Here is a 15,953-nt window from a genome sequence, read left to right on the forward strand (position 1 = left end):
GGGTTACTCCTGCAGCAGCTCCAGCTGGCGCATGACCTCGGGGCCGGCGCCCTCGAGCGCGGGACGCTCGATCTGCGCTTGCTGCGTCAACTCGTCAATCTTGGCCTGAATTGCTTCTTGCCGAATGGTCTGAGCCAATTCATCGCGCACGACCGCCAATTCGGGGGCCTCGGTCTTGCGCTTGTCGTTCAGCGTGACCACGTGCCAACCAAACTGGGTTTGCACCGGATCCGAGACCTGACCCTTTTCAAGGCCAAGCACGGCACCTTCAAACTCGGGCACCATCTGGCCTTTGCCGAACCAGCCCAGCGCACCGCCATTGGGGCCAGAGGGTCCTGTGGATTTTTCTTTCGCTAGCTCAGCGAAATCTGCGCCTTCTTCAAGTTGGGCTTTGACAGCTTTGGCTTCGTCCTCGGATTCGACCAGAATGTGGCTGGCATTGAACTCGTCTTCGCCCTGAAACTCGGCGAATTGCGTGTCATAGGCGGCCTGTATGGCCTCATCAGTGACACTGGCGGCTGTCAGCGCTTCGACGGTTTGTACGGCGCGCAGGGACCGGGTTTCGTTTTCCAGTCGAAGGGCGTTTAGTGTATTCAGCTCTTCCTGTTCAAGGCTCAGCAGGTGCTGCTGGACCAGTTGCTCGAGGATGAAATCATATAGCACCTCATCTTCAAGCTGCTGATACTGCGCCGGCAGCGCCGAGGCGGTGGCGATGACGTGACCCAATGTGATCTCGTCGCCGTTCACGCGGGCAACCACGGTGTTGGCATCCGGTGCGTCCTGGGCGGCCAGCGGCAACGCCATCACGGCAGCAAGCGCAAGCGATGGCAGAAAAGTGAGGCCTTTGGGCATGGAATTATCCTATTTCTTTGCCGCGACAGGGCGCAGCGTTGACACTGTGGAACCTGCCCCTTACATCGCTTTGAAGCCTTGGACAGGGCCGCCTTTCACCCCCCGTATCTAGGGGCTGCGCGCAAGGTGGGCAAGCCTGTCGCAACCAAGAAAAAAACAGATCCGCTGGAGTGAACATGCTGGGACTCGGAACGCTCGCCAAAAAGGTGTTCGGAACACCGAACGACCGCAAGATCAAGGCGGCCCGCCCGCTGGTCGAAAAGATCAATGCGCTGGAGCCGGAGTTCGAGATCCTGACCGACGATGGCCTGATCGAGAAAACCGCTGAGCTGCGCAAACGAGCGCTGGACGGTGAAAAGCTGGATGACTTGCTGCCGGAAGCATTTGCCAATGTCCGCGAAGGGGCCAAGCGCGCCCTGGGTCTTCGGGCCTTTGATGTGCAGTTGATGGGTGGTTTGTTCCTGCACCAGGGCAATATCTCGGAAATGAAAACGGGTGAGGGCAAAACCCTGGTCGCCACCTTCCCCGCCTATCTGAATGCACTGACCGGCAAGGGCGTGCATGTGGTCACGGTGAACGAATACCTGGCCAAGCGCGACTCGGAATGGATGGGCAAGGTGTTTGCGTCCGTTGGCATGACGACCGGTGTGATCTGGTCGGGCCAACCGGATGCCGAGAAGATGGCGGCGTACAAGTGTGACATCACCTATGCCACAAATAATGAGTTGGGCTTCGACTATCTGCGCGACAACATGAAGGCCGATCTGGAACAGGTCTATCAGAAGCACCACAATTTCGCGATCGTCGACGAAGTCGACTCGATCCTGATTGATGAGGCGCGGACGCCGCTGATCATCTCGGGGCCGGCACAAGACCGATCGGACCTTTATACTGCCATCGATACCGTGATCCCGACGCTGCAGGACGATCATTACTCGCTCGATGAAAAAAGCCGCAGCGTGACGTTCACCGATGAAGGCAACGAGTTTTTGGAGCAGCAACTGCTTTCAGCGGGTCTGCTGCCCGAGGGGCATTCGCTGTATGACCCCGAAAGCACCACTGTAGTGCATCACGTCAATCAGGGCCTGCGCGCGCATAAACTGTTCCAACGTGACAAGGACTATATCGTTCGGGATGGCAATGTGGTGCTGATCGACGAATTCACCGGTCGGATGATGCCGGGCCGCCGCTTGTCGGAGGGTCTGCACCAAGCTATCGAAGCCAAGGAAGGCGTACAGATTCAGCCCGAGAATGTGACGCTGGCCAGCGTGACATTCCAGAACTATTTCCGCCTCTATGACAAGCTGTCCGGCATGACCGGCACTGCGCTGACCGAGGCGGAAGAATTTCAGGAAATCTATGGTCTGGGTGTGGTCGAGGTTCCGACCAACAAACCAATCGCGCGTGAGGACAAAGACGACCAGGTCTATCGCACGACAGCCGAAAAGTACGGTGCCATTATTGAACAGGTCAAAAAGGCCGGTGAAAAAGGTCAGCCGGTTCTTGTCGGTACCACGTCGATCGAAAAGTCCGAAGTGATCAGCCAGATGCTGGACAAAGAGGGAATCGAGCACAACGTTCTGAACGCCCGCCAGCATGAACAGGAAGCGCAGATAGTGGCCGATGCAGGCCGTCTTGGCGCGGTGACCATCGCCACCAACATGGCGGGCCGCGGCACCGATATTCAGCTGGGCGGCAATGTCGAGATGAAGGTGCTGCAGGCGCTGGCCGAAAACCCCGAGGCTGACCCGGCCGAGTTGCGTGCGGCAGAAGAAGCCAAGCACGCGGAAGAAAAGGAAAAGGTGCTGCAGGCCGGTGGTCTTTACGTAATGGCGTCCGAACGTCATGAAAGCCGCCGGATCGACAACCAGCTGCGCGGGCGTTCGGGACGCCAGGGTGACCCGGGCCGCACCGTGTTCTACCTGAGCCTGGAAGATGACCTGATGCGCATCTTCGGTTCGGAACGTCTGGACAAGGTCCTGACCACGCTGGGCATGAAAGAGGGCGAGGCAATCATTCACCCCTGGGTGAACAAATCGCTGGAACGGGCGCAATCCAAGGTCGAAGGTCGCAACTTTGACATGCGCAAAAACGTTCTGAAATTCGACGACGTGATGAACGATCAGCGGAAAGTCGTGTTCAGCCAGCGGCGTGAAATCATGTCAGCGGATGATCTGTCGGATGTCGTGTCCGATATGCGTGAGCAGGTGATCGACGATATGATCGACGAATTCATGCCGCCAAAATCATATGCAGATCAATGGGATACAGAAGGTCTGCACGAAGCGGTCAAAGACAAGCTAACCATCGATGCGCCGGTTCAGGACTGGGCCGCCGAGGAAGGCGTGGATGACGAGCAAATCCGCGAACGTCTGATCAAGGCCGCCGATGAGATGATGGCGCAGAAGGCCGTGGCCTTTGGCCCGGAAAACATGCGCAACATCGAAAAGCAGGTTCTGCTGCAGACTATCGATGGCAAATGGCGCGAACATCTTTTGACGCTGGAGCATCTGCGCTCGGTCGTGGGTTTCCGTGGCTATGCACAGCGCGATCCGCTGAACGAGTACAAGAACGAAAGCTTCCAGCTGTTCGAAGGGATGCTTGATTCCTTGCGCGAAACCGTCACTCAGCAATTGTCGCGCGTGCGCCCGCTGAGCGAAGAAGAACAGAAGGAAATGCTCGCGCAGATGGCGGCGCAACAGGCACAGGCGCAGAAAGCTGTGGATCAAGCTGCCGGGAATGCTGAGGCGATCGCCGAAGCTGAAGCGTCTGGTGACAGTCGTCCGGGTTTTGTTGAGGATGATCCTTCGACTTGGGGTAACCCGTCACGCAATGATCCTTGCCCCTGTGGCTCGGGGAAAAAATTCAAACATTGCCACGGCAGGTTGACTTAACGTCACCTGCTTTCCACCACAATGAGTCCGCCTCACGGCCACATATTGGCCTTGATTGGGAAGCAAATTGCGACTCGCTCCTTCAACTGGGGAGGGTGTCTTGTTTGTCATTAAGAACTACGTGACCACGGGCGGAACCGTTGCCTGCGCTCTGGCCATTGGATATTTGATGCAAAGCGGATCGGCGCAGCAACCCAATGCTGAGCCGAGCGGTGAACGCGTCGCTTCGATCTCGGAACAGGACTCGGACCTGACCGGACTGGAAAGCGTTGTCCTGACCTCTTCTTCCCCGACAGAAACGCGTCCCAAGGATCTATCTCAATCCATACGCTCAGCGCCAGAAACCAGCCGTTTGCCTTCGAATTGCGATATGAGCGCGCGCGCCATGGCTGTGCCCGGCGCCAACGTACGGCTGCGGGTCAAGGCCCCCTGCCACGCCAATGAGACCATCGAGGTTCATCACAACGGGCTGGTTTTCAGCACCGAGACCGATGCGCTTGGCGGCTTGAACCTGACCATCCCGGCGCTGTCAGAATACGCTATTTTCCTGATCTCGCTGCCGGATGAGAAAGGCACTGTTGCGACGACGCATGTGCCCGAGATCAACAGCTTCAACCGGGTTGCCTTGCAGTGGCAGGGCGAAACCGATCTGCAGCTTCATGCGCTGGAATTCGGCGCAGGTTACGGGGAAGAAGGCCACGTGTGGTCAGGGTCCCAGACCGGCGGCGCGGGCTCGGTGATCCATCTGGGTCAGGGCGGTTCGGACGTCGCGCGCAACATCGAGGTTTATTCATACCCCATCGAGACCGCAACCGAGGCCGGAAGTATCACACTGTCGGTTGAAACTGAGGTCACTGAAGCAAATTGCGGCAAGCCCCTAAACGTGCAATCATTGGAATGGCGCGCGGAACGGCTACGCTCACGCGACCTGTCGCTGGATATGCCCGGTTGTGAGGCAGCTGGCGATTTTCTGGTGTTGAATAATCTGTTCTCAGACCTGACAATCGCTGCCAAATAAGCAGCAGGCAGATCTACGGTTTCCAATGAACATTCTTCGTGCGGCGTTCGCCGCGCTTTTTGCCTTATCCTTGGCACAAAGCGTATTCGCGCAGGACATCACTTTGACCTCGCATGACGGCAAGGTAGAAGTGGTCGGCACCCTTCTTGGTTACGACGGTGAATTCTACCGTGTCGATACGCAATTCGGAGAGCTGACGGTCGATGGATCGGGGGTCACCTGCGACGGCCCAGCTTGCCCCAACCTGACGGATTTTGTGGCCGAAGTTCGTTTCTCTGGCTCATCAGTAATCGCCGAGACACTGCTGCCCGCGCTTGCACAGGGCTTTGCCATCGAGGAAGGGTTAACCCTGTCACAGCCCGAGGGCACCGGAGACCTGCGGGTCTACGCCCTGAATCAGCCTGATCGGCAGGCGCCTTTGGCGAGGTTCATATTTCGTGCAACGGATACGGCTGACGGCTTTATCGATCTGGTTGAGAACAACGCAGATGTCGTGTTGGCGCAGCGGGAAATTCGATCAGACGAACTGGAGTTGACCAAAGCCGCTGGGCTCGGAGATCTGACGCAAACCCGTCGGTCGCGCGTCTTGGCTCTGGATGCAATCGTGCCAATCGTGTCGGCTGACAATCCCGTGCGCCAGATATCGCTTGCTGATCTGGTGAAGGTTTTCACCGCCGAGGTCGCAAATTGGGGCGATCTCGGTGGGCCTGATGCGCCGATCTCTCTGCATCTGCCACAGGTCGGTTCCGGGCTGGATCAGGCGGTCGAGGATTTGCTGTTGTCGCCGACGAACGCACCAATGACCACAAAGATCATACGCCATACCCGCAACAGCGATTTGGTGCGCGCAGTCTCGAACGACCCATTCGCGATCGGCATCGCCAGCCTTGCCGAAGCCGGGGCTGCACGCGCCCTGCCTCTGACCGGTGGATGCGGACATGCCTTGCCGGCAACGCGGCAGTCGGTCAAGACTGAAGATTATCCGCTGACCTCACCCATGTTTTTCTATTTGCCACAAAGACGATTGCCCAAAGTCGCGCGACAGTTTTTGGCCTATACCCAAAGCAGCGCCGCACAGATGGTCATCCGGCAAGCCGGATTTGTCGATCAATCCCTTGAAACAATCCAGGTTGGGCTGCAAGGCGATCGGCTGGCCAATGCGATCAGCACCGGTGGAGCTGAGGTCGGGTTGGAAGAGTTGCAGCGCATGATCGAAACTCTCCGTCCACTTTCGCGGCTATCTTTGTCCTTTCGGTTCGAACCGGGGTCTTCGCGGCCCGATGCTCAGTCCCGGTCAAACATCTTGAACCTTGCGCAAGCTTTGGAAAGCGGAACGTTGGAGGCGCGTCAATTGATCTTTGTTGGGTTTAGTGACGGCGAGGGCGCGGCGGTCGCCAATTCACGTATTGCCCTGCAGCGAGCCAAAACCGTCCGAAACGCAGTGCTGGCATCGGTCGAAACCAGCCTCCCCGACAGCATCGAAATCAGTGTCGAGGGCTTTGGCGAGGCCATGCCGATGGCCTGCGACGACACCGAATGGGGCCGTAAGGTGAATCGTCGGGTCGAAGTTTGGATCCGATAACCCTTACAAATAGCCTTGCGAGCGGAAACTCAGTTCGGCCGATTTCCCGATGATCAGGTGATCATGCAAAGTCAGCCCAAGGGCGGAACACGCATCCTGAATCCGGTTGGTCATATCGATATCCGACTGCGACGGCGTCGGATCACCGGATGGATGATTGTGGACCAGGATCAGAGCCGAGGCATTGAGTTCCAACGCCCGCTTCGCGACCTCTCGCGGATAGACCGGCACATGATCCACCGTGCCTTTGGCCTGCTCTTCATCCGCAATCAGCACATTCTTGCGATCTAGATAAAACACACGAAACTGCTCGATCTCGCGGTGCGCCATCGTGGTGTGACAATAGTCCAGAAGCGCATCCCATCCCGAGATCACATGCCGTTGCATCACCCGGGCACGCGCCATGCGATGGGCACAGGCCTCAAGGATTTTCAGATCGGTAATCACCGTGTCCCCAACGCCTTTGATCTGACGCAGCCGTTCCTCGGGTGCAGTCAACACACGATTGAAATCACCAAACTCTTCCATCAGTGCCCGAGCCAGCGGTTTCACATCCTGACGCGGGATGGATCGGAACAGAGCAAGTTCCAGCAGTTCATAATCCGGCATCGCTGCTGATCCGCCAGACATGAACCTTTCGCGCAGCCGCTTGCGATGGTCTTTGATGTAGGAGGGTAACCGACCAACGGGCAGCGGCTGCGCCGGTGCTTCATCCGTATCGAACAGCATGGGGGCTTCGGCAAAGGCGTCTTGGGTCATAACACCACTCTGACGCAGAATCGGTTTCCGAAAAGTTAACGCGCCTTATCCCTGCCCGCCGGATCGGCAACACACGGATCCCCTGTTTCATCTGGCCATAAATATCTCGGGGGGGTCGCCCAAAGGGTGATGGGGGCAGAGCCCCCTTGCTTAACCGTTTAACCCTTCATGCCATCCCAGAAGGACTTTACAGAAGAGAAAAAGCTTTTAGATTCCGGGTGGTTATCTTCACCCAAATCGTCAAACTCACGCAGAAGTTCTTTCTGACGACTGGTCAGATTGACCGGAGTTTCCACGGCAAGTTCGATGAACATATCCCCGATGCCTCCGCCGCGCAGGGCGGGCATGCCTTTGCTACGCAGGCGCATCTGGCGGCCCGACTGGCTGCCGGCAGGAATCTGAACACGACCGCGACCACCGTCGATGGTCGGCACCTCGATCGAACCGCCAAGTGCTGCCTTGGCCATGCTGACTGGCACACGGCAATAGAGGTTCACGCTGTCACGTTCGAACAGCTTGTGCTCGGAAACTTCGACAAAGATATAGAGGTCACCGGGAGGACCACCACGCATTCCGGCCTCACCCTCACCAGCCAGACGAATCCGGGTGCCGGTCTCGACACCGGCAGGGATGTTCACGGACAATGCGCGATCTTTTTCAACGCGCCCCGCACCTTGGCACGACTTACAAGGGTTCTTAATGATCTGACCCAAACCAGAGCAGGTCGGGCAGGTGCGCTCAACCGTGAAAAAGCCCTGTTGCGCGCGAACCTTGCCCATGCCGGAACAAGTCGGACATGCGGTAGGTTCAACACCACCTTCGGCACCAGTTCCCTCGCAAGAGGAACAGGCCACAGCCGTAGGAACGTTTATGGTTTTCTGCAGGCCTGCATAAGCCTCTTCCAACGTGACCCGCAGGTTATAGCGCAGGTCTGAACCGCGTGCGGCGCGACGGCCCCCGCCTGCCCCACGCTGGCCACCCATGAAGTCGCCGAACAGGTCGTCGAACACGTCAGAGAACGCGCTGGAGAAATCGCCCTGACCGAAGCCGCCACCGGGACGGCCGCCGCCACCGCCCATGCCGTTTTCAAACGCGGCGTGACCAAAGCGGTCATAAGCGGCTTTCTTGTCAGCATCGCGCAGAACATCGTAAGCCTCGTTGGCCTCTTTGAACTGCGCTTCGGCATCGGGGTTGTCCTTGTTGCGATCGGGATGCAGCTGTTTGGCTTTCGAGCGAAAGCCTTTTTTGATCTCATCCGCAGAAGCGCCCTTGGACACGCCGAGCACTTCGTAATAGTCGCGTTTGGACATCAGTATTTCCTTCTGCCTCAACGTAATCGGGCCGGCCCGGCAACCGGACCGGCCCAAATTGGCCCGGTTACCCGTTAGTTACGCTTATCGTCGTCCAGATCTTCGAACTCGGCGTCGACAATGTCATCGTCACCCGGCGCGGCATCTGCGGCTGCGGGCTCATCTTCGCCCTCTTCCGCCTGTGCCTTATAGATCGCCTCACCCAGTTTCATGGCCGCTTCGGTCACGTTCTGGATGCCCGACTTGATCTTGTCGGCATTGTCCGTTTCCAGCTCATCCTTGAGCGCAGCAACGGCCAGCTCGATCGCTTCGACGGTCGACGGGTCGACCTTGTCGCCATGTTCCTCGATCGATTTCTCGGTCGCGTGGACAAGGCTTTCGGCCTGGTTCTTGGCTTCGACCAGCTCTTTGCGCGCCTTGTCCGCCTCGGCGTTTTCCTCGGCATCCTTGACCATCTTGTCGATATCTTCGTCCGACAGACCGCCCGAGGCCTGAATGGTGATCTTCTGCTCTTTGCCAGTGCCTTTGTCCTTGGCCGAAACCGAGACAATGCCGTTGGCGTCGATGTCAAAAGTCACCTCGATCTGAGGCATGCCGCGCGGTGCGGGCGGGATCTCTTCCAGATTGAACTGACCCAGGATCTTGTTGTCCGCAGCCATTTCGCGCTCACCCTGGAAACAGCGGATGGTCACGGCGTTCTGGTTGTCCTCGGCGGTCGAGAAGACCTGGGACTTTTTCGTCGGAATGGTCGTGTTGCGGTCGATCAGACGGGTGAATACGCCACCCAGCGTCTCGATGCCCAAGCTGAGCGGGGTCACGTCCAGCAGAACCACGTCTTTGACGTCGCCCTGCAGAACACCGGCCTGAATGGCGGCACCCATAGCAACAACTTCGTCCGGGTTCACACCCTTGTGCGGCTCCTTACCGAAGAACTTGGTGACCTCTTCGATCACTTTCGGCATGCGAGTCATACCACCGACCAGAACAACCTCATCCACGTCGCCAGCCGACAGGCCCGCGTCTTTCAGGGCAGCCTGGCAAGGCTTCATCGACTTCTTAATCAGGTCGCCAACCAGCGATTCCAGCTTGGCACGGGTCAGTTTCATGACCATGTGCAGCGGTTGACCGTTCGAGCCCATCGAGATGAACGGCTGGTTAATCTCGGTCTGCGAGGTCGAGGACAGCTCGATCTTGGCTTTTTCAGCAGCTTCTTTCAGACGCTGCAGGGCCATCTTGTCGGCAGACAGATCGACACCGTGTTCCTTTTTGAACTCATCCGCCAAGTAGTTGACGATGCGCATGTCAAAGTCTTCACCACCCAGGAAGGTGTCACCGTTGGTCGATTTGACTTCGAACAGACCGTCGTCGATTTCCAGAATGGTTACGTCGAAAGTACCACCACCAAGGTCATAAACCGCGATGGTTTGAGTTTCTTCCTTGTCCAGACCATAGGCCAGAGCAGCCGCTGTCGGCTCGTTGATGATCCGCAGCACTTCCAGACCGGCAATTTTACCGGCGTCTTTGGTGGCCTGACGCTGAGCATCGTTGAAGTATGCCGGAACGGTGATGACTGCTTGCGTGACTTCCTCACCCAGATAGCTTTCTGCGGTTTCCTTCATCTTGCCCAGAGTGAAGGCCGAGATCTGGCTTGGGGAGTACTTTTCACCGCGGGCTTCAACCCACGCGTCGCCATTGCCGCCATCAACGATGGCGTAGGGCACCATTTTCTTGTCTTTTTCGACTTCTGCATCATCCACACGACGACCGATCAGACGCTTGACGCCAAAGATCGTGTTGTCGGGGTTGGTGACCGCCTGACGTTTTGCAGGCTGACCGACCAGACGCTCATCTTCTGTAAAAGCGACGATCGAGGGCGTGGTCCGCGCCCCTTCGGCGTTTTCGATGACCTTCGGCTGCGAGCCGTCCATGATGGCCACACACGAGTTGGTGGTACCGAGGTCAATCCCGATTACTTTTCCCATATTTTCAATCCCTTTCCATTCAAGGCGATGTCCCGAGGGTTGGACCCGTTGCGGCATCCTGCCCCCGATTGATGTGCGCGACAGCACTACACCATCGCGCGTCGAGGCGTATATAAGGGCGAGAACAGGGGCCTGCAAGCGTTCAGAAACGCAGGTTTTCGGGAATCTGTGGCCTTTTTTGGCAAGGTTTTGGCAAGGTTTGGGGATTCTGGAATGGCGCGGCTGTTATTGCGCGGATTTGATATTCGGAAAGGCTATTTGGATGCGGCGGCGCAGTCGCATCTAGTTGACCTGCTTAGGCCGATTCTGAAAGTGGCACCGCTTTATCGGCCCGTGACACCTTCGGGCAAGGAAATGTCAGTGCGCATGACCTCGGCCGGGGCGCTGGGATGGGTCACTGACCGGGCGGGCTATCGGTATCAGGACACGCACCCAAAGGGCATGACATGGCCCGCGATTCCAGATGAGATTTTGACCATCTGGCAGGACCTGACGGGCGCGGATCGCCGGCCCGATTGCTGTCTGATCAACTATTACGGTGAAGGCACCAAGATGGGCCTGCATCAGGACAAGGATGAGGCCGATTTCTCGTGGCCCGTGCTGTCGATTTCATTGGGCGATGACGCGCTATTCCGCATCGGCAATACAACACGGGGCGGCAAGACCGAGTCGATCTGGCTGAGCTCGGGCGATGTGGTGATCATGGGCGGCCCGGCACGCTTGACCTATCACGGGGTTGATCGCATCCGGTTTGGATCATCCAAACTTTTGCCAAAGGGCGGACGCATCAACCTGACTTTGAGAGTCGCAACGTGAAACACAATCCAAATTCGGGATCAGCTTTTCAGGATAAAGTGTGCACCGCCAAGATCAGCGTCGCGCATCCCAGCTTTTCGAGACCTGCTTACGGGTATAGAACTCGCCCAGCAGGCCGATCATCGTCAGGATTATCCCGACCCAAAGCGCGTATTCCCAACTGGAGTTGCGGGGAAAGTAGTTTCGGAACACAAAACCACGGCATTGATCTATGATGTGAAACAGCGGGTTCCACGCAAACATAGTCAGCATGAACCCACCCAATGCGTTGCCGACGAACATCTTGCCAGAAAATATCATGTTCAGACGACGGTACATACTTGTCAGGATGCTTACCGTATTTGGAAACCAGGGCTTTAGCGCCAGAAACACAAGACCGACTGAGCATCCTACAAACCATGCCAGCAAAAGCATCCCAAAAGCACCGCCGGGCTCCTGAATTACAAGGGGCGAGACGGCTACGCTGTAGACGAACAGGATGACCAGGATCGAGACAAGCTGCGTGTACAGAATACCGAAGGCAGATGCTGACAACATCACCATCATGGTCATCGGCGAATGCAGTGTCATCGGATTGTTGCCGGATCCAACCCCGGCGATAGCAGCGACAGACTTGATATGCGTCAGGAACAGAAAAACTCCGGAGAGCAGGAACAACACCATCTCGCCCCGGATTTTGGCCATGCCGGTCATTCGACCAATTAGCGTCATAAGTATATAAAACGCCGTCACCAGAAGAACGACCTGAACAATGTTTATCAGGATTGCGATCACCGCATTTGAATGCTGCGAGCGGATATTGCGGACCACCGCATGGAATATAAGCTCGGCGGTGGTGAAAACCCCGCCCAGCAACGACTGATTTCGCTTGTAGTGAAACACTCGAATACTCTTTCCTGCTGTGTCAGCCGCAAATTGGCACGAAATTCTTGCTGTTCCGTATCCATCGCATCATAAGTCCGTGAGATGCCCTGATCAACAAACCACAGGAACGGAGCTTTTTTTGTGACCTATGACGCGCTTATTCCCGTCATCCGGCGGCTGGCCTTGCAGGCAGGCGACAAGATCATGCAGATCTATGAAGCGGATGATTTCGACGTCAAGGTCAAGTCAGACTCAAGCCCGGTAACCGAGGCGGACGAGGCGGCGGATGCTTTGATCTCGGCCGGATTGCGCGAGGCTTTTCCAGATATCCTGCTGGTGACCGAGGAACAGGCAGCTTCGCATTCCGAAAAGGGTGAAACCTTTCTGATCGTTGATCCTTTGGACGGCACCAAAGAGTTCGTCAACCGGCGGGGCGATTTTACGGTAAATATTGCTCTGGTCGAGAACGGCGTGCCGACGCGCGGTGTGGTTTACGCACCTGCGCGGGGGCGGATGTTCTATACGCAAGCCGATGGGCAAGCTGTCGAGGAAACCGGCGCACTGGACAAAGATCAGCCGGGTGTGTTGACGCCAATATCAGTCTCTAAACCAGACAATTCGGCGCTGATGATCGTTGCATCCAAGTCGCATCGGGATCAGGCGACCGAGGATTACATCAACAAATATCAGGTGCGCGACAGCAAAAGTGCCGGGTCGTCGCTGAAGTTCTGTCTGGTGGCGACGGGAGAGGCCGACCTCTACCCCCGTGTTGGCCGCACCATGGAGTGGGACACCGCTGCGGGCCACGCGGTTCTGGCCGGTGCGGGCGGACATGTGGTGCGCTTTGACGACCATTCGCCGCTGACCTATGGCAAAGACGGCTATGCCAATCCATTTTTCATCGCCTATGCTCCAGGCGTTGAGCTGAAGGAAGCCTGATGTCAGTATTGATTGCCATTCCCGCGCGCTACGCTTCGACCCGCTATCCAGGCAAACCTCTGGTTCCGCTGACCGGGGCAAACGGAACCAGCATGACTCTGATCGAACGATCCTGGCGCGCTGCGATTTCCGTGTCAGGCGTAGATCGCGTGGTTGTGGCAACCGACGATGACCGTATCCGCGAAGTCTCAGAGGGATTTGGTGCCGAGGTGGTGATGACTTCAGACACCTGCCGCAACGGTACCGAACGCTGCGCCGAGGCGCACTCGGCTCTGGGTGGCGGTTATGACATCGTCGTCAACCTGCAAGGGGATGCGCCTTTGACCCCGCATTGGTTTGTTGAAGACCTGATCTCGGGTCTGCGCAACGCGCCAGATGCGGGTGTGGCCACCCCCGTGCTGCGCTGTGACGGGGACGCACTGAACGGATTACTGAACGATCGCAAGCAAGGCCGGGTCGGGGGCACTACAGCGGTGTTCGGCAATGACCACAGCGCGCTTTACTTCTCGAAAGAAGTGATCCCTTTCACAGCCGAGACCTATGCCAGCAGTGACCCGACACCGGTATTCCACCACGTCGGAGTTTATGCCTATCGGCCTGACGCTCTGACTGCTTATCCGGGCTGGACTAGCGGTCCGCTGGAGACACTGGAAGGGTTGGAACAGCTGCGCTTCATGGAAAACGGCCGCAAGGTTCTGTGTGTCGAAGTTGAAGCCAAAGGTCGTCAGTTCTGGGAGCTGAACAACCCGCAGGACGTGGCCAAGATCGAAGAAATGATGGCCGCTATGGGGCTTGAATGACAAATATTCTGGTTACAGGTGGTGCAGGTTATATCGGCTCTCATGCCTGCAAGGCACTGGCAAGGGCGGGGTATACGCCCGTAACCTATGACAATCTTGTCACCGGATGGCAGGACGCGGTGAAATTCGGCCCTTTCGAGCAGGGCGACCTGCTGGACCGCGCCCGGCTGGACGAAGTGTTCGCCAAAAACCAACCCGCCGCCGTGATACATTTCGCCGCCCTCAGTCAGGTCGGCGAAGCGATGGTTGAGCCCGGAAAATATTGGTCGAACAATGTCACCGGTTCGCTGACACTGATACAGGCGGCTGTGGATGCGGGATGTTTGAACTTTGTGTTCTCGTCGACCTGCGCCACCTATGGCGAACATGACAACGTTGTGCTGGACGAGAGCACTCAGCAGCAGCCATTGAATGCCTATGGTGCCTCGAAACGAGCGATCGAGGACATCTTACGTGATTTCCAAGCCGCATATGGCCTGAAGCACGTGATCTTCCGCTATTTCAACGTGGCCGGGGCCGACCCGGATGCCGAAGTTGGAGAGTTTCACCAACCAGAAACCCATCTGGTGCCGCTGATGCTGGACGCCATCGATGGCAAGCGGGGTGGCTTGACTGTATTCGGCACCGATTACGACACACCCGACGGCACCTGCATCCGCGATTATGTACACGTCTGTGATCTGGTCGATGCACATGTACTGGGGCTGAAGTGGCTAGAACAGGGCAAAGAAAGCCGCGTGTTCAATCTGGGCACCGGGTCGGGGTTTTCGGTGATGGAAGTCATCGAGCATTCCAAAGCCGTCACCAACCGTGCGGTGCCGTATAGCATCGGCCCGCGCCGGGCCGGGGATTGCACGCGTCTAGTTTCAGGCTCGGTCCGAGCCAAGGAAGAGCTGGGCTGGACACCAAAAAGATCAACGTTAGAGACGATGATCACGGATGCCTGGCGTTGGCATCAGAATGGCGGCTACACCAAGTGAGGCTTGAGGATCAGCCGCTAAGCTGGGTGCAGCGCTACAAGCTGCGCCTGAAACGCAAGCGGCTGTTGTGGCGATCCTTTCGCAGCCGCCATCAACTGAAGTCGTTGACTGACAACACGCAAAAGATCACACCCGGCGCCATTCTGGCCTTTACCACGCTGCGGAATGAGATCACCCGCCTGCCGTGGTTCTTTCACCATTATCGCACGCTGGGCATTGATCATTTTCTGATGGTGGATAATGGCAGCGATGACGGCTCAGTCCCGTATTTGCTTGAACAGCCGGATGTGTCGCTGTGGCGGACTACGGCAAGCTATCGCGCGTCTCGGTTCGGGTTGGATTGGCTGACTTGGCTGCAGTGGAAATTTGGGCACGACCACTGGACGTTGATGGTCGACGCCGATGAGTTGCTGATCTACGCCCATCACAACACCCATACGATGCGCGATTTAGCTGCATGGCTGGACGCGCGCGGTCAAACCACGTTTGGGGCGATGATGCTGGACCTCTATCCCAAAGGTCGGCTGGGCAAGCAAAGTTATGATCCGCATTCCGATCCAACCGATTGCCTGAACTGGTTTGACCCCGGCCCCTATCGTGCCCAGCGCCAAAGGCCGATGGGCAACCTTTGGGTTCAGGGAGGCGTACGCGAGCGGGTGTTTTTTGCAGATCAGCCCCAAAAATCACCGACGCTGAACAAGATCCCTCTGACCCGGTGGTCACGACATACGGCCTATGTGAATTCGTGCCATTCCGCGCTGCCCCGGTTCTTGAATTTTGAATATGACGGTCCGGGTGGGCAGACCGCCTCGGGCGTGTTGCTCCATACGAAATTCCTGCCTGAGGTTGTCGACAAATCGCGGATCGAAAAACAGAGGCGGCAACATTTTCACGACCCCGATCGGTTCGGCGCCTATTATGACGGGATCATCAGCGGGCCTGATCTTTGGACTTCTGACTCGGTCAAACTAGGTGATTGGCAACAGTTACAAGACCTTGGGCTCATGAACGCGGGCGGATTTCCTGCCACAGGGGGGAAGTAAACCGGATTTAAACCCGTTGCCTCACAAGGTGCAGAGATGTCATAAAACGTTAATGTCCGGCACCACTCAGGCCTCAGGCGGCCCCGGGCAGACGCGCGTATCAAAAAAGGTTGG

At 57.2% G+C, this 15,953-nt stretch carries 13 protein-coding genes; 8 read left to right on the forward strand and 5 right to left on the reverse strand.

Going from position 1 to position 15,953, the window contains the following annotated elements; translation table 11 throughout:
• Positions 1–3: 3 nt before the first annotated feature.
• Entirely contained in the window at positions 4–852 is an 849-nt protein-coding gene (locus ACR0AU_RS18830; protein ID WP_170399297.1) for a peptidylprolyl isomerase, read from the reverse strand.
• Positions 853–1,028: 176 nt separating this feature from the next.
• On the opposite strand from ACR0AU_RS18830, the gene secA reads away from it, so the two are divergent.
• The 3 genes from secA (at position 1,029) to ACR0AU_RS18845 (ending at position 6,346) form a co-directional block, all read left to right on the forward strand.
• Positions 1,029–3,746 carry a preprotein translocase subunit SecA gene (secA, locus tag ACR0AU_RS18835; protein ID WP_170664223.1) on the forward strand — a complete coding sequence of 906 codons (2,718 nt, stop codon included), beginning with the start codon at positions 1,029–1,031 and terminating at the stop codon, positions 3,744–3,746.
• A 100-nt stretch (positions 3,747–3,846) separates the two neighbouring features.
• Positions 3,847–4,764, forward strand: a complete 918-nt coding sequence (locus ACR0AU_RS18840; RefSeq protein WP_480439475.1) for a hypothetical protein — start codon at positions 3,847–3,849, stop codon at positions 4,762–4,764.
• A gap of 25 nt (positions 4,765–4,789) precedes the next feature.
• The gene (locus tag ACR0AU_RS18845) at positions 4,790–6,346 is read left to right on the forward strand and encodes a phosphate ABC transporter substrate-binding/OmpA family protein (protein WP_480796087.1); all 1,557 of its coding nucleotides are present in this window, start codon (positions 4,790–4,792) and stop codon (positions 6,344–6,346) included.
• Between the two features lie 3 nt (positions 6,347–6,349).
• Here ACR0AU_RS18845 and radC read toward each other — a convergent pair whose 3' ends face one another.
• The 3 genes from radC to dnaK form a co-directional block, all read right to left on the reverse strand.
• A complete protein-coding gene (radC, locus tag ACR0AU_RS18850) occupies positions 6,350–7,105 on the reverse strand; it encodes a RadC family protein (RefSeq protein ID WP_170399305.1) in 756 nt (251 codons plus the stop codon).
• 158 nt (positions 7,106–7,263) lie between these two features.
• A complete protein-coding gene (gene dnaJ, locus ACR0AU_RS18855; RefSeq protein WP_170399308.1) occupies positions 7,264–8,415 on the reverse strand; it encodes a molecular chaperone DnaJ in 1,152 nt (383 codons plus the stop codon).
• Between the two features lie 74 nt (positions 8,416–8,489).
• Positions 8,490–10,397 carry a molecular chaperone DnaK gene (gene dnaK, locus ACR0AU_RS18860; protein WP_170399312.1) on the reverse strand — a complete coding sequence of 636 codons (1,908 nt, stop codon included), beginning with the start codon at positions 10,395–10,397 and terminating at the stop codon, positions 8,490–8,492.
• A gap of 213 nt (positions 10,398–10,610) precedes the next feature.
• Here dnaK and ACR0AU_RS18865 point away from each other — a divergent pair, with 213 nt between their 5' ends.
• On the forward strand, positions 10,611–11,213 hold the full coding sequence (locus ACR0AU_RS18865) for an alpha-ketoglutarate-dependent dioxygenase AlkB (RefSeq protein WP_170734081.1): 603 nt from the start codon (positions 10,611–10,613) through the stop codon (positions 11,211–11,213).
• 54 nt (positions 11,214–11,267) lie between these two features.
• Here ACR0AU_RS18865 and ACR0AU_RS18870 read toward each other — a convergent pair whose 3' ends face one another.
• Positions 11,268–12,095 (reverse strand): ABC-2 transporter permease, encoded by an 828-nt coding sequence (locus tag ACR0AU_RS18870; protein ID WP_170408775.1) that lies wholly within the window; start codon positions 12,093–12,095, stop codon positions 11,268–11,270.
• A 123-nt stretch (positions 12,096–12,218) separates the two neighbouring features.
• On the opposite strand from ACR0AU_RS18870, the gene cysQ reads away from it, so the two are divergent.
• Genes cysQ through ACR0AU_RS18890 form a run of 4 tightly spaced genes read left to right on the forward strand, consistent with a single transcriptional unit; the run spans position 12,219 to position 15,839 of the window.
• The gene (gene cysQ / locus ACR0AU_RS18875) at positions 12,219–13,016 is read left to right on the forward strand and encodes a 3'(2'),5'-bisphosphate nucleotidase CysQ (protein WP_170776418.1); all 798 of its coding nucleotides are present in this window, start codon (positions 12,219–12,221) and stop codon (positions 13,014–13,016) included.
• Positions 13,016–13,816: a 3-deoxy-manno-octulosonate cytidylyltransferase family protein gene (locus tag ACR0AU_RS18880; protein WP_170408777.1), complete on the forward strand. Its 801-nt coding sequence runs from the start codon at positions 13,016–13,018 to the stop codon at positions 13,814–13,816. The genes cysQ and ACR0AU_RS18880 overlap by 1 nt, the downstream gene beginning before the upstream one ends.
• Positions 13,813–14,796 (forward strand): UDP-glucose 4-epimerase GalE, encoded by a 984-nt coding sequence (gene galE / locus ACR0AU_RS18885; protein WP_170734079.1) that lies wholly within the window; start codon positions 13,813–13,815, stop codon positions 14,794–14,796. Before ACR0AU_RS18880 ends, galE begins: the two co-directional genes overlap by 4 nt.
• Complete coding sequence (locus ACR0AU_RS18890; protein WP_170734078.1) at positions 14,793–15,839, forward strand: glycosyltransferase family 2 protein; 1,047 nt, start codon at positions 14,793–14,795, stop codon at positions 15,837–15,839. The genes galE and ACR0AU_RS18890 overlap by 4 nt, the downstream gene beginning before the upstream one ends.
• Positions 15,840–15,953: the final 114 nt, after the last annotated feature.

Source organism: Ruegeria sp. CG1 (assembly GCF_056537265.1).

Excerpts from the sequence above, each read along its gene's own strand:
- ACR0AU_RS18865 (WP_170734081.1), top strand. The coding sequence starts at position 10,611 with ATGGCGCGGCTGTTATTGCGCGGATTTGATATTCGGAAAGGCTATTTG.
- ACR0AU_RS18830 (WP_170399297.1), bottom strand. The coding sequence starts at position 852 with ATGCCCAAAGGCCTCACTTTTCTGCCATCGCTTGCGCTTGCTGCCGTG.
- galE (WP_170734079.1), top strand. The coding sequence starts at position 13,813 with ATGACAAATATTCTGGTTACAGGTGGTGCAGGTTATATCGGCTCTCAT.
- dnaK (WP_170399312.1), bottom strand. The coding sequence starts at position 10,397 with ATGGGAAAAGTAATCGGGATTGACCTCGGTACCACCAACTCGTGTGTG.
- dnaJ (WP_170399308.1), bottom strand. The coding sequence starts at position 8,415 with ATGTCCAAACGCGACTATTACGAAGTGCTCGGCGTGTCCAAGGGCGCT.
- ACR0AU_RS18845 (WP_480796087.1), top strand. The coding sequence starts at position 4,790 with ATGAACATTCTTCGTGCGGCGTTCGCCGCGCTTTTTGCCTTATCCTTG.
- secA (WP_170664223.1), top strand. The coding sequence starts at position 1,029 with ATGCTGGGACTCGGAACGCTCGCCAAAAAGGTGTTCGGAACACCGAAC.
- ACR0AU_RS18880 (WP_170408777.1), top strand. The coding sequence starts at position 13,016 with ATGTCAGTATTGATTGCCATTCCCGCGCGCTACGCTTCGACCCGCTAT.
- radC (WP_170399305.1), bottom strand. The coding sequence starts at position 7,105 with ATGACCCAAGACGCCTTTGCCGAAGCCCCCATGCTGTTCGATACGGAT.